The organism is Comamonas testosteroni, assembly GCF_000761245.1.
In the GTDB taxonomy this organism is placed as follows: Bacteria; Pseudomonadota; Gammaproteobacteria; order Burkholderiales; family Burkholderiaceae_C; genus Comamonas; species Comamonas testosteroni_C.
Genome location: NZ_AWOR01000046.1, coordinates 290,443 through 312,513, shown reverse-complemented (window position 1 = coordinate 312,513; position 22,071 = coordinate 290,443). Strand labels below are relative to the sequence as shown.

Annotated in this window: 19 protein-coding genes; 11 read left to right on the top strand and 8 right to left on the bottom strand. The window is 60.1% G+C overall.

What is annotated here, in order from left to right; all coding sequences use genetic code 11:
* Positions 1–9: 9 nt before the first annotated feature.
* The 3 genes from P353_RS12765 to P353_RS12755 all read right to left on the bottom strand — a co-directional run bounded on the left by P353_RS12765 (position 10) and on the right by P353_RS12755 (position 2,177).
* Entirely contained in the window at positions 10–315 is a 306-nt protein-coding gene (locus P353_RS12765; protein WP_232776461.1) for a single-stranded DNA-binding protein, read from the bottom strand.
* Between the two features lie 144 nt (positions 316–459).
* Positions 460–1,125 (bottom strand): methionine ABC transporter permease, encoded by a 666-nt coding sequence (locus tag P353_RS12760; protein ID WP_003055731.1) that lies wholly within the window; start codon positions 1,123–1,125, stop codon positions 460–462.
* 5 nt (positions 1,126–1,130) lie between these two features.
* Entirely contained in the window at positions 1,131–2,177 is a 1,047-nt protein-coding gene (locus tag P353_RS12755; protein WP_034369742.1) for a methionine ABC transporter ATP-binding protein, read from the bottom strand.
* 328 nt (positions 2,178–2,505) lie between these two features.
* Between P353_RS12755 and P353_RS12750 the strand changes: the two genes are divergently transcribed.
* The 4 genes from P353_RS12750 to P353_RS12735 all read left to right on the top strand — a co-directional run bounded on the left by P353_RS12750 (position 2,506) and on the right by P353_RS12735 (position 7,749).
* Positions 2,506–2,916, top strand: a complete 411-nt coding sequence (locus P353_RS12750; protein ID WP_034369740.1) for a hypothetical protein — start codon at positions 2,506–2,508, stop codon at positions 2,914–2,916.
* 420 nt (positions 2,917–3,336) lie between these two features.
* Positions 3,337–4,722 (top strand): DUF1329 domain-containing protein, encoded by a 1,386-nt coding sequence (locus tag P353_RS12745; protein WP_034369738.1) that lies wholly within the window; start codon positions 3,337–3,339, stop codon positions 4,720–4,722.
* A gap of 124 nt (positions 4,723–4,846) precedes the next feature.
* Positions 4,847–6,244 carry a DUF1254 domain-containing protein gene (locus tag P353_RS12740; protein ID WP_034369735.1) on the top strand — a complete coding sequence of 466 codons (1,398 nt, stop codon included), beginning with the start codon at positions 4,847–4,849 and terminating at the stop codon, positions 6,242–6,244.
* Positions 6,245–6,261: 17 nt separating this feature from the next.
* Positions 6,262–7,749: an MBL fold metallo-hydrolase gene (locus tag P353_RS12735; RefSeq protein ID WP_232776459.1), complete on the top strand. Its 1,488-nt coding sequence runs from the start codon at positions 6,262–6,264 to the stop codon at positions 7,747–7,749.
* Here P353_RS12735 and P353_RS12730 read toward each other — a convergent pair whose 3' ends face one another.
* On the bottom strand, positions 7,750–8,655 hold the full coding sequence (locus P353_RS12730; RefSeq protein ID WP_034369732.1) for an MBL fold metallo-hydrolase: 906 nt from the start codon (positions 8,653–8,655) through the stop codon (positions 7,750–7,752).
* A 94-nt stretch (positions 8,656–8,749) separates the two neighbouring features.
* Between P353_RS12730 and P353_RS12725 the strand changes: the two genes are divergently transcribed.
* The 3 genes from P353_RS12725 to P353_RS12715 are packed head-to-tail and all read left to right on the top strand — an operon-like array spanning position 8,750 to position 9,972.
* The gene (locus P353_RS12725) at positions 8,750–9,094 is read left to right on the top strand and encodes an ArsR/SmtB family transcription factor (protein WP_034370004.1); all 345 of its coding nucleotides are present in this window, start codon (positions 8,750–8,752) and stop codon (positions 9,092–9,094) included.
* Positions 9,091–9,534, top strand: coding sequence for a YeeE/YedE family protein (locus tag P353_RS12720; RefSeq protein WP_034369730.1), 444 nt, complete (start codon positions 9,091–9,093; stop codon positions 9,532–9,534). Before P353_RS12725 ends, P353_RS12720 begins: the two co-directional genes overlap by 4 nt.
* A gap of 18 nt (positions 9,535–9,552) precedes the next feature.
* On the top strand, positions 9,553–9,972 hold the full coding sequence (locus P353_RS12715) for a YeeE/YedE family protein (RefSeq protein ID WP_034369728.1): 420 nt from the start codon (positions 9,553–9,555) through the stop codon (positions 9,970–9,972).
* 185 nt (positions 9,973–10,157) lie between these two features.
* Here P353_RS12715 and P353_RS12710 read toward each other — a convergent pair whose 3' ends face one another.
* Positions 10,158–11,078, bottom strand: a complete 921-nt coding sequence (locus P353_RS12710; protein WP_034369726.1) for a LysR family transcriptional regulator — start codon at positions 11,076–11,078, stop codon at positions 10,158–10,160.
* 177 nt (positions 11,079–11,255) lie between these two features.
* On the opposite strand from P353_RS12710, the gene P353_RS12705 reads away from it, so the two are divergent.
* Both P353_RS12705 and P353_RS12700 read left to right on the top strand, forming a co-directional pair.
* Positions 11,256–11,927: an orotate phosphoribosyltransferase gene (locus P353_RS12705; RefSeq protein ID WP_034369724.1), complete on the top strand. Its 672-nt coding sequence runs from the start codon at positions 11,256–11,258 to the stop codon at positions 11,925–11,927.
* Positions 11,924–13,180, top strand: a complete 1,257-nt coding sequence (locus P353_RS12700) for a hydantoinase/carbamoylase family amidase (RefSeq protein ID WP_034369722.1) — start codon at positions 11,924–11,926, stop codon at positions 13,178–13,180. Before P353_RS12705 ends, P353_RS12700 begins: the two co-directional genes overlap by 4 nt.
* 161 nt (positions 13,181–13,341) lie before the next feature.
* Here P353_RS12700 and P353_RS12695 read toward each other — a convergent pair whose 3' ends face one another.
* A complete protein-coding gene (locus tag P353_RS12695) occupies positions 13,342–14,967 on the bottom strand; it encodes an FAD-dependent monooxygenase (RefSeq protein ID WP_034369720.1) in 1,626 nt (541 codons plus the stop codon).
* A 23-nt stretch (positions 14,968–14,990) separates the two neighbouring features.
* Positions 14,991–15,989 (bottom strand): Bug family tripartite tricarboxylate transporter substrate binding protein, encoded by a 999-nt coding sequence (locus P353_RS12690; RefSeq protein WP_034370003.1) that lies wholly within the window; start codon positions 15,987–15,989, stop codon positions 14,991–14,993.
* Between the two features lie 68 nt (positions 15,990–16,057).
* Here P353_RS12690 and P353_RS12685 point away from each other — a divergent pair, with 68 nt between their 5' ends.
* Positions 16,058–16,987: a LysR family transcriptional regulator gene (locus P353_RS12685; RefSeq protein ID WP_080750532.1), complete on the top strand. Its 930-nt coding sequence runs from the start codon at positions 16,058–16,060 to the stop codon at positions 16,985–16,987.
* Between the two features lie 401 nt (positions 16,988–17,388).
* Positions 17,389–19,776: a DNA polymerase II gene (locus P353_RS12680; RefSeq protein WP_420093384.1), complete on the top strand. Its 2,388-nt coding sequence runs from the start codon at positions 17,389–17,391 to the stop codon at positions 19,774–19,776.
* An 18-nt stretch (positions 19,777–19,794) separates the two neighbouring features.
* Here P353_RS12680 and P353_RS12675 read toward each other — a convergent pair whose 3' ends face one another.
* A complete protein-coding gene (locus tag P353_RS12675) occupies positions 19,795–22,056 on the bottom strand; it encodes a xanthine dehydrogenase family protein molybdopterin-binding subunit (RefSeq protein ID WP_034369716.1) in 2,262 nt (753 codons plus the stop codon).
* Between the last annotated feature and the right edge of the window lie 15 nt (positions 22,057–22,071).

Sequence of the window (22,071 nt, the reverse complement as noted above, 5' to 3'; positions counted from 1 at the left end):
CGCAGGCTGTCAAAGATCGGACATCGTGGGTGCTGCCAGCACCTGCTGGGCCACCACATCGAGCACAGCATGGGACTCCTCTTGCCTGTCGATCCAGACCTTGGGCGTGAAGCTGCCACGCAAGGCAATCGCATCGCCTTCGGACAGGCTGCGCAGCACGGCGCAAGGTGCATTGTCAAAAGCGACGATATTCACGGGAATCGAGGAGCCATCGCCTGCGTTGGCTCGCATGCGGGCCACCATATAGGGGCGGCGGTTGCGGTCTACGCGACTCTCGGGGATGCCGGTCAGTCGGCCGGTAATCAAACCATCCATCATTTGCTGTTATCTACCCAGAAAAAATCATGGCCGCCCTTGAGCAAGAGCGGCCTTTCGAAAAATTTTGAACTTGCATTTTAGGGCGGCGCCTGTTTCCAGGTAGCAGCCCTTTTCTTAATTTTTTGTAATGTACGGCACGGCTCAACGATGGCTCAGACGGCGCACGGCCCAGTCGCCCAGACTTTGAATGGCCTGCACAAAGAAGATCAGGATGATCACCACAACCAGCATCACGTCGGGCAAGAAGCGCTGGTAGCCGTAGCGAATACCCAGGTCGCCCAGGCCGCCACCGCCGATGGCACCTGCCATGGCCGAGTAGCCGGTCAGGCTCACGAAGCTGATGGTCAGGCCCGCGACGATGCCGGGCAGCGCCTCGGGCAGCAGCACCTTCCAGACGATCTGGCCGGTGGTCGCACCCATGGACTGGGCCGCCTCGATCAGGCCGCCATCGACCTCGCGCAAGGCGGTCTCCACCAGACGGGCCACAAAAGGCGCCGCCGCAATCGTCAACGGCACCACGGCCGCCCAGGTACCGATGGAAGAACCCGTGATCAGACGCGTCAGCGGAATGATGGCCACCAGCAAGATGATGAAGGGGGTGGAGCGCAGCGCATTCACGATCCAGCCGACAACCTTGTTGGCCGGGCCGTTCTGCAAAATGCCGCCGTGGTCGGTCAGGCGCAGGAACACGCCCAGCGGAATACCGATCAGACCGCCGATCAGGCCCGAGATGCCGACCATGATCAGCGTCTCCCAGAAGGAATCCAGCAGCAGCTGGAGCATCATTTCCGAAAAATTCTCAAACATCGCTCTCAATCCTTGCTGGACACGATCTGCACTTGCACACCGCTGGCACGCAGGTGCTCCACGGCTGCGTCAATCTTGGCGGCCTCGCCGCTGGCGTACACCGCCAGCGAGCCAAAGGTCTGCTCCTGGATCTCGTCGATCTGCCCGTGCAGGATCGACAGATCCAGACCCAGCTCGCGAATCAGGTGCGAGAGAATCGGCTGATAGGCGCTCTCGCCCGCATAGGACAGGCGCAGCAGCTGGCCTTGCTGGCCGGGCTGCAGCTGGGCGGCCAGCTGGTTCACGCGCTTCATCACCGACTCGGGCAGTTGCTGGGGCACGATTTCGTCGATCAGGCTCTTGGTGATCGTCTGCTGAGGGCGGGTGAAGACGTCGATCACGGGCCCCAGCTCGGCAATCTCGCCACCGTCGATCACGGCCACGCGGTCGGCGATCTGCTTGATCACCAGCATCTGGTGGGTGATCAGCACCACGGTCACGCCCAACTCACGATTGACCTTGCGCAGCAGATCCAGAATGGAGCGCGTGGTTTCGGGGTCCAGCGCCGAAGTGGCCTCGTCGCTGAGCAGGACCTTGGGGTTGCTGGCCAGCGCCCGGGCAATGCCCACGCGCTGTTTCTGCCCGCCGGAAATCTGTGCCGGATAGCGGTCGGCCAGATGATCCAGGCCCACCAGCTCCAGCAGCGGCGTCACGCGCTGATAGATCTCGTCCTTGGAAACACCGGCCAGCTCCAGCGGCAGGGCCACGTTGTCATAGACGGTGCGGGACGACAGCAGGTTGAAGTGCTGGAACACCATGCCGATGTCGCGGCGCGCTGCGCGCAGCTCGCCATCGGACAGCTGCATGAGGTCGCGTCCGTTGACGATGACCTTGCCGTTCGTGGGGCGGTTGAGCAGATTCAGGCAACGCACCAGCGAGCTTTTGCCCGCGCCGGAGCGGCCGATGATGCCGAACACCTCGCCGGAGGCGATTTCCAGATTGATGCCACGCAAGGCGTGCACCGGGCCCTTGGAGCCTTGGTATGTCAGGGATAAATCCCGAATTTCTATCATGAAAAATATCGCGAATCACGCATGAACAATGCGTTTTACGCTATAAAAAGTGATTATTCCCATCCCAGCTGCAGCGCTGCCGAGCAGCGGGCAATGCAGGCCTTCGTTCTGGTAGATGCCGGCAGATCAAGCCAGCCTACTTTTAGTAGTAACCCTCAATAATGCCTGAGTCTAGGCAAACCTGAGAGCAACTGGGACAAGTGAATTCACTTATGGCGCCGCTAGCAAGCCAGCAAATGCGAGCCTTGCCCGGGCCTGTCCCCACTGGCGGCACGGCCTTGCAGGCCTTAGCATGCTTGCATCTGCCTCTGGTTTTCTCTGCCGCCCTATGCAGCCGCCCCCCCTGCCCATCCGTGTTGAATGCCCGCCCGGCGCCTGCGACTGCCGGCGCGAGCAGTTGCTTGGCACGCCGGATGCGGATCTGCGCATTCTGCAGCTCACGCGCGAGGAAGAAAAAAAGCTGCTGCAGCGCCTGGAGAGCATCAGCAGCCTGGTCGATCTCGAGCATATGCAGCAGCGCATTCACGCGCTCCTGGGCTTGGAGATACGCATCACCCCCGGCAACAACGAGGTGCGCACCATGCGCGGCATCCAGATCGAGCTCGGCGACCTGCCGGGTCTATGCCGCAAAACACGTCAGAGCATTCCGGCCGCCATCCGCAAGGGGCTGGAGCGCAGGCCCGAGATTGCCTGGGCCCTGCTGGATGCCCATGACCTGTTTGGCATGCCCGGCAGCTGAGCCAGGCACCGGCAACGCCCTGCAGCAAAGCAGGCACTTAGCCACCCGGGTCTTCAGACACCGGTAGTCCTTGCGGCCTACGTCGCCCGGCCCATGGCGGCCTTTCGCCTTCAAAAGCATCACGCCAGGCCTCCCTCAAACCCAAATTCATCTTGGTTTTCCCGAGGTCTGATGCCACAGGTTTTCCCTTGCCTGCTCCAGTCAGCGCAGGGCTGGAGCAGCAGTCTGTCTCTGAGGTGACTTCGCTAGGCCTTACGGTCTAGTCCAAACGAGCGATGGTGGGCGGCAGAGCTCGCTTGAACATTGAATTCATCGACAGGCGTCAAGTCAGCGACTAGCTGACCTGGACTAGACCTTGGCCCGATTCGCGGGCAGATCGATAGTGCAAATGCTGCACACATACATCTTTGAGGATTCGTGATGGAAAGCAACCTGAGCTACCGCGCCCTGATCGCGCTGACCGTGACCAGCGTCATGGCTGGTGCAGCCGCTGCCAAAGGCAGCCCCGAAGAAATTGAAAAGCTGGGCAAGTCCTTGACCTGTATCGGTGCTGAAAAGGCCGGCACCGCCAGCGGCGTGCCCGAATACACGGGCAAATGGCTCGGAACGCCGCCTGGAATTCAGTACACGCCGCATGCGGGTCAGCACCCGGTGGACCCGTATGCCAATGAAAAGCCCTTGTTCTCCATCACGGCCGAGAATGTCGCCAAGTACGCCGCCAATCTGACCGAAGGCCAAAAGGCCATGTTTGCGCGCTACCCCAAGACTTTCAGCATTCCCGTCTATCCGGGCCATCGCGACTTCCGCTATCCGGACTTTGCCTGTGCCTCGGCCAAAGCCAATGCGCAGAACGCCGTGATAAGCGCCGACGGAATGGGCACCGACAACGCAGTCAAGGGGGCCATACCGTTCCCCTTCCCTAAGACCGGCATGGAGCTGGCCTTCAACAACCTGTTTCCGCTGCGCTCGTTCACCGAACACACACTGCGTGACAACGCCTATGTGATGCAGGACGGCTCCACCGTCTTCGGCCGCGCCGACAACCGCAGCATGAGTCTGCTGAACTCGCCCGAGCAGGCTGGCAAGCCGCTGGAAGGCACCATGGCCCAGGGCATGAATGCGGTCAAGCTGCCCGAACGCGAGAAAGGCGGGGTCAGCGTCAGCCGGGAGCCGGTCAACTTCGGCAAGGACAAGCGCCTGGGCTGGAGCTATGACCCGGGTACACGCCGGGTGCGCCAGATTCCCGAGTACGGTTTTGACCAGCCCATGGGGGGCGGTGTGGGCGCAAAGATGACGATTGATTCCGACCGTCTCTTCAATGGTTCTCCCGAGCGCTACAACTGGAAGAATCTGGGCAAGAAGGAAATCTATATTCCCGCCAACGCGTACAAGATTCACGCCAATACCGTGAAGTACGCCGATCTGCTCAAGCCCGGCCATGCCAACCCCGACTACATGCGCTACGAACTGCGCCGCGTCTGGGTGCTGGAAGCCACGCTCAAGGAAGGCTATCGCCATCTCTATGGCAAGCGCGTGCTTTTCCTTGATGAAGACACCGGCCACGCCGTGATGAGTGACTTCTACGATGCACGCGGCAATCTGTGGCAGCAGGGCCTCATCAATTACTACTACGCGTTTGACTCCAACGCCTGGCATGCAGGCACGGCCTTCTACCACGACCTGATTGGCGGCGGCTACGTGGCCTACAACATGTTCCAGGAGCGCCCCAAGGGCCCCGTGCTCAACAAGGGAGACATGACCCCATCCATGTTCACCCCTGAAGCCACGCGCAACGCCGGCACCTGAGCCGCCGCTGCCTCAATGAACCGCCAGCACACACTGTATGCGGTGCTGGCCGCAGACAGGCCCGGGCCGGGATGGAAAAAGCCACCGGCCCCGATCATCACCACAACAACACCATCTCAATCACATGTCAAAGTTGAACCGCGCCGGGCTGCGCGCCATGGCGGCTGCTGCATTGGGCCTTTGCCTGGGCATGACCCATGTCCAGACATCCGCGGCCACCGAAGACCAGGCTCTGGACAGCCTGATCCGCGAGGCCATGCTCTACGCCTACCCCTATCAGGAATTCATGAAAATGCGACATGAAGCCCTGGAGGTCAAGGACTCGGCCACCGCCACCACCCTCAACCAGTTCCGCCACTCGCGCCACCTGGCCACGCCCAAGGACCGCTGGGCCAACGGCCCGATTCGCGACACCTTCTACTCCACTGCCTGGCTGGATCTCGAAAAGTCTCCCCTGGTGCTGTCTCTGCCCGAAACCCATGGCCGCTACTACGTGATCGCCATGATTGGCGCAGACCTCAACACCTTCTCCTACGTGGGCCGGCGTATTGGCGGCACCAAGGCACGCAAGGTGGCCCTGGTCGGCCCACGCTGGAGCGGCAAGATCCCGCAGGTCGACCAGATCGTGCGCGCGCCCACACGTGATGTCTATCTGAATTTGCGCGTGCTAGTGACCGGTGAAGATGATCTCAAGCGCGCCCATGCAGTACAGGATGGGTTTCGCATGGAGCCTGTGCTCAAGACCGGCGCAGACAATCCGCAGCTCAAGCCGCAAGCCCAGGACTGGAGCCGCTTTGTCGATGTGAGCAATGAGGCCCTGGCGCGCAACCCACCACCCGGCACGGAACAACCACTGCTGCAGCGCTTTGCCAGCGTGGGCATCTGCGGCAAGGCCTGCAGCTGGGACAAGCTGCCCGAGGCCGTGCAGCAGCGCTGGCTGAGCCTGGCGCCCGAGATCGAGAAAAGCGAACTCAAAAATCGCCTGAATGCCGACCGCAAGACGGCTGACCCTGGACGCAGAAACGGCTGGACCCCATATCGCCTGCCTGACGGCTTTGGAACAAACTACGCCATGCGTGCCCAATCTGCAGCCATGTCGGGGGGCATCCTGGGCCTGGAGGCCGCAGAAGCCACCTATTTCGCTGCCAGTGTGGACGGCAACAATCAGGCTCTCGGCAAGGGACAGGCTTACCGACTGCATCTGCCCCAAGGTCGCCTGCCCTCCGATGCCTTCTGGTCCATCTCCCTCTATGAGTTTGTGACCGGAGGCCAGTACATGGTGGACAACCCCATCAACCGCTACTCCATTGGCGACCGCACCAAAGGCATGAAGTTCAACGCCGACGGCAGTCTGGACATCTGGTTGCAGCCCACAGACCCGGGCCCTGAAAAGCGTGCCAACTGGCTGCCCACGCCCGAGAAGAACCTGTTCTATCTGATGGCTCGTGCCTACCAGCCCTGGCCCGAAGTGCTGGATTCCTCGTGGATTCTGGAGCCCGTGCAACGGATCAACGCCCAATGAATACAGCGATGGCCAATATGAAAAGAGTATTCCCATTCTCCCGCCAGGCCCTGGCCGCTGCGCTGGCACTGAGCCAGCTCTGCATGGGCACGGCCAACGCCCACGATCAGGACGATCGCGGCGGCTCGGGAGCGCGAAGCCCTGCCGTGCTTGCAGCCCGGGCCCAGGTGTTCAAGGCCAATCCGCAGATGGTCAGGTCTATCGTGGAAGGCGGGGGCTTCGGCACCGAGCTGTCCTATGCCGTTGCCAACAGCATGTACAGCCGAACCGACCAGAACGCCATTGCAGATGCCCGAGCCAGGCTCAAGGTCGAGGCCGTGGCTCCACGCACCTGGCTGCTGCGCTTTCCCATCGTCAATGTGGTGGTCTTCGAGACCGACGAAGGTCTGGTCTTGGTCGATAGCGGCTACGCACCTGCAGGCCCGGCCTTGGCCGAAACGCTGAAGAAGCTCAGCAGCAAGCCGCTGCACACCGTCATCCTCACGCACTTTCATGCCGACCATGCCTTTGGCGCCTGGGCATTGATGGACCAGAAGCCGCGTGTAGTGACCGAGCAGCGCTTCATCGCCCAGATGGAGCTTGATATGCGCAGCAACGGTCTGATCGCGCGCAACAACCAGCAAAGCGTGGCCGATGTGCCCCGCACCTGGGCAGATGCAGTGCGGCCCACCCAGACTTTCAGGGACAAGACCACACTCAAAATTGGCGGCGAAGACTTTGTGCTAACCCATGCCCGCGGCGAGACCGAAGACCAGATCTGGGTTGCCGTGCCGGGCCGCAAGATCGTGGCCAGCGCGGATTACTTCCAGGGTTTTCTGCCCAATGCGGGCAACGGCAAGCGCCGCCAGCGCTACCCCGAGGAGTGGGCCCAGGCCCTGCGCGACATGGCGGCACTCAAGCCCGAGCTGCTGCTGCCGGCGCATGGCCCGGCCATCATCAAGCCCGAGGAAATTCAGGACCGACTGCCCGCCCAGGCCCAGATGCTGGACAGCATCTCCAGGCAAGTGGTGGCTGGCCTCAACAGCGGCGAGCGCCGAGATCTGGTGATTGACAAAGTCGCACTGCCGCCGGAGCTGGCCGGGCGCAGCGATGCGCGCGAGCTCTATGTTTCGGCCAAGGACATCGGCCGCATGGTGGTCAGCGAGTACAGCGGCTGGTGGGACGATATTCCGTCGCACTGGCGCCCGGCGCCCCTGGCCAATGAGGCAAAAGAAATCGTGCAGCTAGCCGGCGGTGCCAGGCAGGTGATTCGGCGTGCCACCGCATTGGCCGACCGCAACCCGGAACTGGCCTCCCATCTGGCCGACTGGGCCTGGTATGCGGACAGCGATGACCCCGAGGTGGCCCAAGGAGCGCTGAATGTCTATGCCAGCCGTGTGGCCAAGCCTCTGCCCACACAGGAAGTGCTGGTCTATGCCGAGCACATGGTGCGCCTGCAGCTCAAGCTCAATGAGCTCAACAGCGCACGCGCGGCCAGCGCCAGTCAGAGCAGCGCAGTGCATTAATCACTGCTGCAGACCCTGCGGAAGCTGCCCATTCTTGGCAAAGGCATTGATGGGTAGCTGAATATAGGTGCGGCCGTCGTCCTGTGCAGGCGGCAGCTTGCCAGCACGCACATTGACCTGCACCGAGGGCAGAATCAGCGTGGGCATATCCAGCGTGGCGTCGCGTGCAGTGCGCATCTGCACAAACTCCGCCTCGCTGACGCCAGCATGCACATGGATGTTGCTGTCGCGCTGGGCCTGTACCGTGGTCTGCCATTGCGGCTTGCGCCCAGCCGGCGGGTAGTCGTGGCAGACCCAAATGCAGGTCTGCCCAGGTAGTGCCAGGATGCGCCGAATCGAACGATAGAGCGTCGCCGCATCGCCGCCGGGAAAGTCGGCACGTGCCGTGCCCACATCGGGCATGAACAGGGTATCGCCCACAAACACGGCATCTTCCACCAGATAAGACATATCGGCCGGGGTATGGCCGGGCACATGCATGGCCAGCAACTCCAACCGCCCCAGCGGCAGACGTTCGCCATCCTGCACCAGATGGTCGAACTGGCTGCCGTCGGGCAAGAAGCTGCGCTCAAAGTGATAGATCTTGCGAAACACTGCCTGCACATCGCGGATATGGGCACCGATCGCCACCTTGCCGCCCAGATGATGACGAATATGCTGGGCTGCGGAGAGATGATCCGCATGAGCGTGAGTTTCCAGAATCCACTGCAGCTGCCAGCCATTGCCTCGCACATAGTCAATCAGCTTGTCCGCAGAACGGCTGCTCAAGGTGCCGGATTTGGGCTCGAAATCCAGCACCGGGTCAATCACTGCGGCCTGACCACTGATCGTATCGGCCAGAACATAGCTCACGGTACCGGTTGCTGCATCAAAAAACGGCTCGATATGCATCACATTGGCTGACATGGCGACTCCTAAAACGATGTGACTGAAACACAGCAGCACACCAATCAATTTACTTTTTTATATAATATATGAAAATATTTTGAAAAACGAAACAGTGAACTCATCAACCTTTGACGACACACAGTCCACGCTGGATTTGCATGCCATGCGAACCCATGCAGGCGAAGCTGTGGCCATGCTCAAGCTGCTGGGCAATGAAGACCGACTGCTGCTGCTGTGCCAGCTCTCCCTGCAAGAGCGCACCGTGGGCGAGCTAGAGCAACTGACAGGCGTGTCCCAGCCTACCTTGTCCCAGCAATTGGGCATTTTGCGGCGCGAGGGTCTGGTCAGCACCCGCCGCGAAGGCAAATTCATCTGGTATCAGTTGGCCGATGCCCGCGCCCTGCAGCTGATGCAAACCCTGTATCAATTGTTCTGCCAACCCGGAAAGACAGCATGAATATCTTATGGAGTGAATTCACGCCCTGGACATCTCTGGCCGGCGGCCTGCTGATCGGTCTGTCCGCGGCCCTGCTCATCGCCTTGCTGGGTCGCGTGGCCGGCATCAGCGGCATTGCCGGGGCATTGCTGCAGTTGCCGACCTGGTCCTCCATCAAGCAGTGGGGCTGGCGCCTGGCATTCATCCTGGGCATGGTTGCCGCGCCGTTGGTCTGGTCGCTGTTTGCCCCGCTGCCAGCCATGCAGATGCCTTCCAGCCCGGCAGTCATCATTGCCGCCGGCCTGCTGGTGGGCTTCGGCACGCGCATGGGCTCGGGCTGCACCAGCGGCCACGGCGTGTGCGGCCTGTCACGCCTGTCGCTGCGCTCTCTGGCCGCTACGGCGACCTTTATCGCCACAGGCGCCATCACCGTGTTCGTGATGCGCCATGTCATTGCTTGAGTCAGCGAGGAGAACATCATGATCATCAATATTGCTGCCTTGCTCTGCGGACTGGTGTTTGGCCTGGGTCTGATTCTTTCGGGTATGGGCAACCCCGCCAAGGTGCAGAACTTTCTGGATTTTTTCGGTCGATGGGATCCTTCGCTGGGTTTTGTCATGGGCGGAGCCATCGCCGTAGGCTTGATTGCCTTCACCTGGGCCAAGCGCCGCAAGACCGCTTTGTTGGGCGATCCCATGCAACTGCCCGCCAGCACCGTCATTGATCGCAAGCTGCTGACAGGCTCGGCCCTGTTTGGCATAGGCTGGGGGCTGGCAGGTTTTTGCCCCGGCCCGGCGCTGATGAATCTGGCGACCCTCACACCGCAAGTCTGGCTGTTTGTCGCCGCCATGCTGGCCGGCATGTGGGCGCAGCATCTGTGGGCTGCAAAGAAAAGCTGAGACCTGGCTGCGATTCGCTCAGGAGTCATCCACAAATCGACGTGCTGGGGCCGTGCAAGCTGCCTGCATCACTTGCCCATAGCTTCGCAGGCACGCAATTGCAGACATCGGCCTTGACCGGCTGAAGTGACTCCAGCAAAGACAGGCAGGCTGCCCCCATATCGCTTCATGCAATCCGCGCTGCCTCACTCCTTCGGCATGAGTGCCTGTGCAAAATGTCTGGCCGGTGCAGGCAGATCGGCAAAGCTATTGGCATACAGCTTGAGGCTGCGCTCCGCCCAGGCATCGGTCAGCGGCACCGCATGCAGAGCACGAGCCTCGCCCAGTCTCTGGTATGCGCCTTCGGGCATGACGCCTACACCCAGCCCGCATTCGATCATTCGGCACATGGCACTCAGGCTGTCGACCTCGATGCGCTGGCGCAGCATGCGTCGACCGGCGCGGGCTTCCTGATTGAGCACCTCCTGAACAATGCTGCTGTCGCGCAAACCGATCTGGGCGTAGTCCAGGGCTTCTTCATAGGCCAGCTCCTGATGCCGGGCCAGAGCGTGGTCATTGGGCATGATCAGCACCATGCGTTCATGCCGGTACGGCATGGACTCCAGCCCCTCGACTTCATCACTGGGACTGCAGACCCCCAGATCGGCCATGTGATCGCGAACGGCGCGCGCTACCGAGCGACTGGTTGCCTGACGCAGATCAATACGGATGTCGGGATGATGCTTCACGAAGACAGCAATATCCTCGGGCAAGAACTGTTCCACGGCCGAAGCATTGGCACTGAGGCGCACCAGCCCACGTACGCCCCGCGCATATTCGCCAAGGTCGTCACGCAGGTGTTCGACACCCAGAAGAATCGTGCGCGCATGCGCCAGCAGCAACTCTCCGGCAGGGGTCGGGCGCACCCCGCGGGCATGGCGCAGCAGCAAGGGAGTGCGAGCCAGGGATTCCAGTTCGGCAACACGCTTGCTGACCGCCGAGGCGACCATGCCGCCTTGCTCGGCCGCCCGCGCAATACTGCCGTGCTCGCAGATCAGCACGAACAGATCCAGCGATGAAAGGTCTATCTGGCGCAGAAAGCTGCGCGGCGAAGTGAAGTCGGACATGGGGCGATGACAAGCGGGCGCTCGGAAGCGCAGCCAGGGATTTCAGACAGGACGCAGCGGTCAACATCCCAACGCGCAGCTCGAGCCATCACGTTTTGGAACGGCTCGAGGAATTTTAGCCACTTCTTGCCGCAAGCCTGCCTACTTAACATGCCCACTTTGCAAACACACACGCTCATGCTTCTTTCCGCTTCCGACGCGCCACGCGTTGCCCGGGCCCTGGTCGGCCTCGGCGCTGTACGCATTGCTTCGCATCAACCTTTCATCTACACCTCGGGCTGGGCCAGCCCGGTCTATGTGGACGCCCAGGTCCTCATGTCCGATGTCGCTCTGCGCAGCGAAATCATGGACATCGCAGCCCGCTGCATACAGCCACTGATTGCCGCCCGCGGCATCAATGCCATCGTGGGAACAGAAAGCTCGGGCATTGCCTTTGCGGCATGGCTGGCCGAGCGACTGGCGCTACCCATGCTCTATCTGCGCAAGCGCCCTGTCGGCTGGGACATCACAGCCCAGCTCGAAGGCCGCCTACCTGCCGATGCCAAGGTCCTGCTGGTGGATGACGTCACCACCGACGGTCGCTCCAAGGCCGGAACAGTTGCCGCCCTGCGCCGCGCCGGCCCCGTGGTCGAGGACGTGCTGGTTCTGCTCGACTATGCGCTCTACGCCCCCCAGGCTGGCATGCTGGCCGATCACGCCTTGTCCCTGCATGCTCTGGCGACCTGGAATCAGTTGCATGAAGCGCTGCTGGCGAGCGGACAGCTCAGTGCCGAGCAAAAGGCCACGCTGGCGGACTTCTCGGCCTCTCCTGTGGACTGGTCCATCCGACATGGAGGCAGCGGAGCATGATGGCCTGCAATACCCTGACGGATACCAGCGCACTGGCGCAAGCCCTGCTCTGTGAAATTCGCGATGCCACCCGTGACGGCCTTGGCGTCACCCGTGAAAGCTATGGCGAAGGCGAGACGGCCGCGCTGCGCATACTTGAGGAGCGGGCCGCAGATCTGGGCCTGAGCCATGAATGGGATCGAGCCGGCAACCTGTGGCTGAGCCTGCCAGAGGAAAACCGGACGGAACCCTACGTCGTGGTTGGCTCGCATGCCGATTCCGTGCCACAGGGCGGCAACTTCGACGGACTGGCAGGCATTGTCGCCGGCATGCTGATGCTGCTTCAGCTGCGCGGCCGCCACGAACAGGCTCCGCCACTGCGCGTTCTGGCCCTGCGCGGCGAGGAAAGCGCCTGGTACGGCAAGGCCTACCTCGGCTCTCTGTCCCTGCTGGGCAAGCTGCCCGCCGCCACCTTGAAACGCCCTCACCGCGATGGTGCAGGCGTGCTGAGCGAGGCCATGTCGCGCTGCGGCGCCGATATCGACGCCATCCAACGCGCCGAGCCGCTGCTAGATCTCGCGAATGTATCGGCCTATCTGGAGCTGCACATCGAGCAGGGTCCGGTCATGGTCAATCGGGGCTGGCCGGTGGCCCTGGTTACAGGCATCCGCGGCAACGTCCGCCACAACCTGATCCGCTGCATCGGCGAAACCGGCCACTCGGGTGCCGTGCCGCGCTGGCTGCGCAAGGATGCATTGCTGGCGGTTGCCGAGCTGCTGTCGCGCATGGACGAACACTGGCGCGTGCTGCTGCAGATGGGCATGGACATGGTGATGACCACGGGCATCTGCTCCACCTCGGCGCAATCGCATGCAGTTTCCGTCATTCCCGGCGAAGTGGCCTTCAGCTTCGAGGTACGCAGCCAGGACACCCAGACGCTGGAGCGCTTCTACACTCTGATGCGCGAAGAGTGCCAGGCCATAGAGCGCGCCCGCGGCGTGCGCTTCGAGTTCGACGAGCGCCTGTTCACGGAGCCTGCCACCATGGATGCAAGCTGGCTGAACCGTCTGGAAGCAGCCGCCGGGCAAGACATGAAGCTGGAGCGCATGGCAAGCGGTGCCGGTCACGATGCAGCAGTGTTTGCCAATGCAGGCGTGCCGTCGGCCATGGTCTTCATCCGCAACGAAAATGGCTCTCACAATCCGCATGAGGCCATGGACATCGGCGACTTCCTGGCAGGAGTGGATCTGCTGACCCGTTCGCTGATTGTCTGAACCACGCCCGCTTTAGCCGGGCACTTCCGAGCGCATTGCAGGCCGGCAGCCAGGATTGCGCTGCCGCCTGCTACCAGGACGCCAGTCTTGGTAGCCAGGCTGCCCCTTGCCCAAACCCAGGTTCGACTCAAGCAAGGGGGCATCGAGCTGTTCTTGATCTTTCAGATGACTGCCTTGAGCAGATTTTCCACATCCTCGTTCGATATGAATTTCTCGCTGTTCGTCCACGCGACAAATGCATCCGGACGAACCAGTATCAAGTCAGACCCATAGCGCGCAAACTCATCCGTTTTTGCGGTTTCAACAATGGTTAAAGGCAACTGCCTGGTGCCGGCAACATACCGAAACGTCTCAAGCGTTTGCGCAGGCATATCGGCTGCCAGCAGCGTGTAGCCCTCCCCCAAATGCTCGAATGCATTCCGGCCATCGCCGAGCGCGGCTGGAGCCAGGTGGTGCCCAGCACGTGCGGTGAATATATGTGAGCCCTTGGCGCTGCAATTGCCGACGGCCGACGCCTGAGCGCTGCGCACAATGGGAGAGCCTTCATAGTTGGGCTCGAAAGCATGAACCTCACCTGCGGCCCCATTGGCCCGCTGACTCCAGGCTGCTTCAAAGGCACTCCTATCCTTTTCTGGATCAAAGCTGTCCAGAAACTGGTGATCGATCTCTATGGACTTGGCAATAAAGTCGTCAATGGTGGATTTGAATACAGGACGGCGCTCCTGGTCATAGGAGTCCAGCAGCTTTTCGCTGCCCCAGCCTTCCAGCACGGCTGCCAGCTTCCACCCGAGATTACGTGCGTCTTCCAGGCCTGAGTTCACCCCATAGCCGCCATAGGGTGGGTGACTGTGCGCTGCATCCCCGGCGATAAAGACCCGGCCTGAGCGATAGCTGTCGGCAAGCATGAAGCGCAGATCCCAGAAGCCAATATGTTCGAACTCGACATCAAAAGATGCTCCGACAGCATCTTCCAGATACGCCTGGAAGTCGAAGTTGTCTGCCGTGGTTCCTGGTGGCACTGGCGCATGGAAGAACCAGGTATTGCCCAGATCGACGCGGCCGAAGAATTTCCAGTAGCCCTTGAGCTCAGGCTGAAGCACGTTGTAGTAAGACTTGCCGGGAAAGCGCTCAAGCAACTTGTGCAGTCCCTGTGAGCGGAATACGAGCAATACCATGAGGCGATCATGATCGGTCTTGGTCTGGGTGATGCCCGCTTGCTGCCGGACGCCAGAGCGTGCTCCATCACAGCCCACGACATAGCTTGCCCGCAGCGTCTTGCTATCCGATCCGTTCTTTTCGGATACCGTGACGCTGACACCCTCGTCGCCCTGCCGCAAGCTATCGAAATTCCAGCCGAAAAAGGTCTGCACAGAGGGCAGCTCGGCGGCTCTATCCCGCAGAACCGCTTCCGTGGCGTACTGAGGCAGGCGCTCGTTGGCCGTGAAGTAATAAGGTTTGACGAGATCGCGCTGGAGCCAGTCGTAAGAATAAGACCCCAGCAATGTGTTGTAGGCCGTCAGGCCTCCTATGCCGTATTCGGGCGGAATGGTACGAGCTTCGCGAAGCTCCTTTTCCGCACCCCAGGCGTGGAAATGCTCCATGGTGCGCTGGGTCAGGTTCTGCCCCTTGGGAATCGGTTGCGGCTTGGCGTAGCGCTCCACGACGATACAGCGGATACCGCGCTGACCCAGCTCTATAGCCAGCCCCATGCCCACGGGGCCGCCACCCACAATGATTACATCGGCATCCTTGTCTGGCGCTTGTGTCTGATTGACTTGCATATTCATTTGGTCTTCTTGTTATGGCTGGCTTATTCGGCAGTAATGCCCTGGGTCTTGATGAGATTGCCCCAGCGCCTGGCATCGGCTTCGATCAAGGACTGGAAGGCTTGGGGAGTGCTGTGCTGGGGCGTCATGCCCTGGGACTCAAATGCTTTGGCAACTTCAGGCTGAGCAAGAATGCCCTTCAGGGCTTCGTTGATGCTGCGCACAAACTCGGGAGACAGGCCTTTGGGCCCCAGCAAGCCATACCACATGTCCACATTCATATCGCCCAGGTTCAGACTCCTCAGCGAGGGCACCTGAGGCAGGAGCGGGGATGGCGTGTCTGAACTGATCGCAAGCGCGCGAAGCTTGCCGGCCTTGATGTGCTGCAAAGCAACGTGGATAGGGAGAAACATCAGATCAATCTGTCCACCCAGCAAGTCCGTCAAGGCCGGGGCCGTGCCGCGATAGCTGACATGTGTGAGCGATATCCTGGCTTTGCTCTTGAGCAGCTCTGTTGCCAGGTGATGGGGGGTTCCGGCGCCGGGCGAGCCATAGTTCAGCATGCCCGGATTTTTCTGTGCATAGCTGATGAGCTCCTTCAGATCCGTGATCCGGGATTGAGAGCCCGTGACCAGCACCAATTGACCTGCGCTGGTCTGGCTGATGGCGCTGAGATCACGAACCGGGCTATATCCCATCTTGGGGTATAGCTCGGTATTCATCACCAATGTGTTCACGGTGACAAGCAAAGTCGTTCCGTCGGGAGTGGACCGGACCACCTCCAGGGTACCGATGTTGCCCGAGGCCCCAGGCTTGTTGTCCACGATGAAGGGACGCTGAAAGCGCTCCGAGAGCTTGGGACCGATGACTCGAGCAATCAGATCGATGCCTGTGCCTGGTGTGAATGGCACAACCAGCCGCACAGGAGCCTGCGTATTAGCGAATGCCGAAAGCCCGAGAGGGCCCGTCGTGGCTATGGCAGCCAGGGTAATAAGTGCCTTGCGGCGGCTGAGGGCCAGCCCTCCTATTGAAGGTGTAAGCATGGTGTCTCCTTGTGTTTTGTGCTGCAATTGCACCGCGTCCATTGATTTGAATCAAACGGGAATTTTTGGTGAATTCATCAGTAAAGCTGATTAATATCGGGAGCCGTCAACTGCAGGCGTTTCTCGAGATATGCAGGTGCGGCAGCTTTGCGGCAGCGGCAGAGCGCATTCATCTCTCTCCTTCAGGGGTCAGCATGCTGGTCAAGGAGCTTGAGCGCCAGTTGGGGGTCAGGCTCTTCGAGCGAACCACACGTGCAGTCGCATTGACCGACGCAGGCCGGCTGCTGCAGCCCTATGCCGAGAGGGTCGTGATGGAGCTGCGGCAACTGGGCGTCGCGTTACAAGGCAGCACCTTGGCCTCTCGTTCAACCCTGACCATTGCCGCGACGCCTGTGATCGCGACCTGTCTTTTACCGAAGGTCGTGGCTGAATTTGCACGCAAACATCCCGAGGTGCGAATCCAGGTCATGGATGGCAGCCTCGATTCCGTTCGGCAAGCCGTTCTTGAAGGACATGCCAACATGGGCATGGCATTTTTTGTGAAGCCTGCTGCTGGCCTTCTCAGAGAGTCGGTGTGCAGATTCCGGCTCATGAGTATCAGCCCAGGTGAGAGGCGGCGCAGCACACATATCCAGAACCGAACATGGAAATCTCTGGATGGCCTGCCCATGATTGCTCTGCCGATTTCAAACCCGATTCAGGCCTTGATTGATAAGCATCTTCCCAGCGTCAAGGCAAGCCAGGAAGAGCGGGCAGAAATGAATTTTCTGGGCACCATGATTGCCATGGTGGAAGCGGGCCTGGGTAACGCGGTCGTACCCTCCTTCATGATGGAGGAATGCCAGCAGCACGGCTTGAACATAGCGATGCTGACCGAACCAGCCGTTCACCTCAATATGTATGTCGCGCTACGGAGAGGCGCAGATCGACAGCTTGCCGAGACTCACTTCATAGAAGCCTTGAAAATGCATATTGCCATGTCAGATGACCTGGCTTGACGCCCCACCTCCCCATTCTTCCTCTGGATCCATCCGTCCTCGCATATGGCCTGAAAACTCGAACCCTGGCGTCTCGTGCAACTCTCAGGCAGTTCGGAATTTCAGACCAAGCCTCTCGTAATGCCTGCCTCTCGATAGAGGCGGCCATCAATCGGCAGTAGCTTGATGACGGCTTTCAGCCCTCACGGAACATTTGCATCACTCCATCTATTTGCTCCATCCGCTTTAGATCCGCAGAACGCCTAGATTGCTGTTGACGTGGCTCTGTTGGGAAAACGTGGTCATGATTGCTGGGTATCATTTCATTGGCACCTCTTTCGAAGCCCGTGGCTTGCTTTGCAAGCTCATGTCATCACACACCGCCAGGGGCTTGAGCTCCGGTTCGAGACGGTCACATTCGCTTGACTTCATCTTTTGTGTTATCTCCAGAACGCCAGGGATTCATCCTTACTCGCAATTGGCGAGACACGCCGGCGGGCGTCGAGCTTGAGTATTGGCTGGCAACCGATAGCGGCCCCCTGAAGGTCCTCCTGACTGCTCAGAAATCTGTGGCTTTCGTAGAGGCCCGGCACAGAGAAGCGGTAGAAGCGCAACTCTCGCCCCTGGCTGGAGTGGAATTGCGGGAACTGGGCCTGAAGAGTTTTCAGCAAGAGCCCGTCTTGGGTATCTATGCCAGGAGTTTTCGTCAATTACGGCGACTTGCACGCACTCTCCAGCAACTAGGCATTCCCCTGCTGGAAGCCGATGTTCGACCCCATGAGCGCTACTTGATGGAGCGCTTCATCACGGCGGGCGTCACGCTGCAAGGCGGACGGACAGAACATGCGGCGCTGGTGAACTGCAAGCTTGTTCCCGCGCCCGATTTCCGGCCGGTTCTGAAGGTTGTGTCATTGGACATCGAGACCAGTCAGCACCAGGATCTGTATTCGATCGCACTGGACGGCATGGTGGAGCGCGTCGTTTTCATGCTGGGTGAGCCTCCTGCCAAACCCGTAAGAACGCCTGGCTTCGAGTTGATTCATTGCTCAACACGCAACGCCATGATTGACAGCCTCAACGACTGGTTTGCACGCAATGATCCGGACGTCATCATTGGATGGAATGTCATTCAGTTCGACCTTCGTGTGCTGCAGAAAACTGCAGACGAATGTGCAACACCGCTACTCCTGGGACGCGAGCGCAAGCCCATTGCATGGCGAACTCATCCCGGCAAACAAGGCTATCTGTTTGCCCCCATGCCAGGACGAGTTGTCGTTGACGGGATTGAAGCGCTCAGGGCCGCGGTCTGGAGCTTCCCGTCGTTCAGCCTCGAGAACGTCGCGCAAGAGCTTCTGGGCGAAGGCAAGGACATCGGGGACGAGTACGACAAGATGGCCGAAATCGAGCGGCGCTACCAGCTAGACAAGCCCGCTCTTGCCGCCTACAACATACGCGACTGCGAGCTGGTTCTACGAATCTTCGAAAAGGCGAAGCTGCTGCAGTTTGCGATGGAGCGCGCCCACACCACGGGCCTGCAGCTCGACCAGTTCGGTGGCTCCATTGCTGCATTCAGCCATCACTATTTGCCACGCATGCACCGCATGGGGTATGTCGCGCCCAACGTGGGCGATATTCAAGGCAAGTCCTCCCCCGGCGGCTACGTCATGGACTCCAAGCCTGGCTTCTACGACTCCGTCGTGGTTCTGGACTACAAGAGTCTCTATCCATCAATCATCCGCACCTTCCTCGTTGACCCCGTGGGTTTGGTAGAGGGTCGACATGCGAGCTCTTCCGAGCTTCCGATCAAAGGCCCAAGGGGCACGCTATTTTCTCGCGAGAAACACTGTCTCCCGGAAATCGTGACCACCCTCTGGCAGGCCCGAGATGAGGCCAAACGCGCCAGGAACGAACCACTGTCGCAAGCGCTCAAGCTGGTGATGAACTCATTCGCTGGGGTACTAGGCGCGTCGGAATGCAGATTCTTCAATCCGGATTTGATCTCAGCCATCACCTTACGTGGCCACGAAATGGTGAAGCTCACAAGGGATCTGGTCGAAGAGCGCGGATACGAAGTTATTTATGGAGACACGGACTCCATCTTTATCTGGCTCAAGCGGCCCCATACCACTGAAGAGGCATATGCTGTGGCTGCCAAGCTGGCCCAGGACATCAACGCGTGGTGGGTTCAAGCCCTGCACCAAGAGCAAGGCCTGAAAAGCTTTCTTGAGATCGAGTTCGACACGTATTACAAGAAGTTCTTCATGCCCACCATCCGCGGCTCGGACGTCGGCAGCAAGAAGCGCTATGCCGGCTTGAGTGTAGATGCCGCCGGAAACGAATCGATGATCTACCGCGGCCTTGAAATGGCACGCAGCGACTGGACACTGCTGGCACGGCAGTTCCAGGAGGGTTTGCTCTCGCGCGTCTTCCAAGGTGCCCCCTACCGCGAGTTTGTCATCGAGTACGCCCATTCGACGCTGGCGGGCAAGAAGGATGATCTGCTCATCTATCGCAAACGCCTGCGACATCGCCTGGATGCCTATGTGGCCAATGTGCCGCCACAGGTCCGTGCCGCTCGCATTGCCGATGAGTACAACGATCGCGTGGGGCGTCCCAGGCAGTACCAGAACGGCGGATGGATCCAATACGTCATGACCAAGAATGGCCCTGAGCCTTTGGAAATCCGCCGCTCACGCATCGATTACGAGCACTATCTGACGAAACAGATCAAGCCGATTGCCGACTCGATCTTGATCCCCCTCGGAGAGGATTTCGTCACTCTGACATCTTCTCAGCGGGAGCTTTTCTAGCGATCCAAGCTCATGCTCTCACGCTTTCAGGAAAGGCAGCTCGCGTGGTGTATGGCCGCTCAGCTTGGCGATGGCGTTGGCAAAAGCGGGGGCCAATGGCGGCACACCCGGCTCGCCCATACCCGTGGGTGCATCGGCACTCGGCACGATATGCACGCTGATCGCGGGCATATCGGTTAAGCGGGCCACAGTGTAATCATTGAAGTTACCTTGCTCCACTTGCCCATCTTTGAATGTGATGGCCGCTCCAGGCAAGCACATGCCAAGACCCATCAAGGCACCACCTTGCACCTGAGCTTCGACACTTCGAGGGTTCACCGCCAGATTGCAATGCACGCCAGCTGTAACCGCATGCAGCTTGGGAGCGCCGTCCTTCATCGATGCTTCGACCACATAGGCAACCACCGAATCAAAGGACTGATGCACGGCCACACCCCAGGCTCTGCCTTCCGCCAATTGACGCTTTCCGTAGCCCGACTTTTCGACTGCCAGTTGCAGCGCGGCCTTGTGACGCGGATGCCTATCGCCAAACTGTTGCAGCCTGTATGCGACAGGATCTTGCTTTACAGCTCGGGCGATTTCGTCCATCAAGGTCTCCATCACATAAGCAGTGTGTGTGGAGCCCACGCTGCGCCACCAGAGAACCGGCGCATTGAGTTCGGGGTGATGCACCGAGAGTCGCATCGGCAGGTCGTACGGCTCTTTCATTCCTTCAACCGTAGTGGTGTCCACTCCGTTCTTGACCATGAAGCCTTCAAACGCCGTGCCTTTGGCAAGCGACTGGCCTACGATCACATGGTCCCAGGCGATCACCTTTCCCTTACCGTCAAAACCTATCTCGGCGCGATGCACATGCATGGGTCGGTAATAGCCTCCTTTGACATCGTCCTCGCGACTCCAGATCATGCGCACCGGTGCCTCAATACCAGATGCTCTAGCGGCCTTGGCAATCTCGCAGGCTTCGGCCACGTAGTCACTGCGCGGGTTGGCACGGCGACCGAAACCGCCCCCTGCCATCTGAACATTGACTCGAACATTCTGAGGAGCCACGCCAAGCACGCGCGCAGCAGTTGCAACTTCCCAGCCCGGAGCCTGCGTGCCCAACCAAAGTTCAACCTTGGCATCCTTTCCTGCACCCGTCACACGCACTGTGCAATTGAGCGGCTCCATCGGCGTATGGGCAAGGTAGGGGAATACATACTCGGCACTGATTTTGTGAGCAGCACCGTTGAGTGCCGAAACATCGGCATCGAACTTGAGCGCGCCCGGCTTTTTGACCAGTTCGCGATACTGCGCCAGTTGGCGAGCCGAATCGACTTTGCCAACCGCGCTGCTGTCCCACTGGATTTTCAGGGCATCACGCCCCTGCTTGGCTGCCCAGTAACCATCTGCCAGCACCGCAACCAGCTCGCCCCCCCAGACGCTGGGCACACGAAGCACTGCACGCACGCCCTTGATGGCTTTGGCTGCCGCATCGTCCACCGATTGAATCTTGCTTCCATACACCGGCGGATGCGCCACAACCGCGGTCAACATACCCGGCAGATGCATGTCAATACCGTAGGACTGTCTGCCGCTGGACTTGGCGCGTGCATCGAGCCGACCCGTCGCATGACCAATGATGCGAAAGTCTTTGACGTCCTTGAGCTTCACCTGCTGCGGAACAGGCATCTTCATGGCCTCATCCGCCAACTCGCCGTAGCCCAGCTTCTTGCCCCGAGGCCCGATCACCTGCCCTGCCTGAGTGCGCAAGGACTGCGGGTCTACACCCCAGCGCTTGGCAGCCGTGGCCAGCAGCATGGAGCGGGCGCGCGCCCCCAGTTCACGATACTGGACATACGAGTTCTTGATGGCAGTGGAGCCGCCCGTCAGATGCATCCCCATGACCGGATCCAGATAAGCGGGATCGGCATTGCCGTGCACGCTGTGCACCTTGGACCAATCGGCGTCCAGCTCTTCGGCCAGCACCATGGGCAGGCCGGTTTGCACGCCCTGACCGAACTCCAGACGGTTGATGGTGATCGTCACCGCGCCATCGCGATCAATCTTCACAAAAGCCGACGGCTGCTGGTAAGGCTTGAGTGCGCTGGTAGAAACCTCTTCGTTACCCTTCGCCTGTGCCAGTGCGGCAGAGGGAAATACGCCCAATGCAAAACCAGAGGCCGTCGCCAGCTTGAGGAAATCGCGTCGCTCGAGCTTTGCGCCTGCATCTATCGTGTCAGCCGCCAGCGCTCGCAGACCTTTGGGCATGTCTGCAAGAAAATGGTTGGGTATAGGCATGGGATGTGCTCCTTC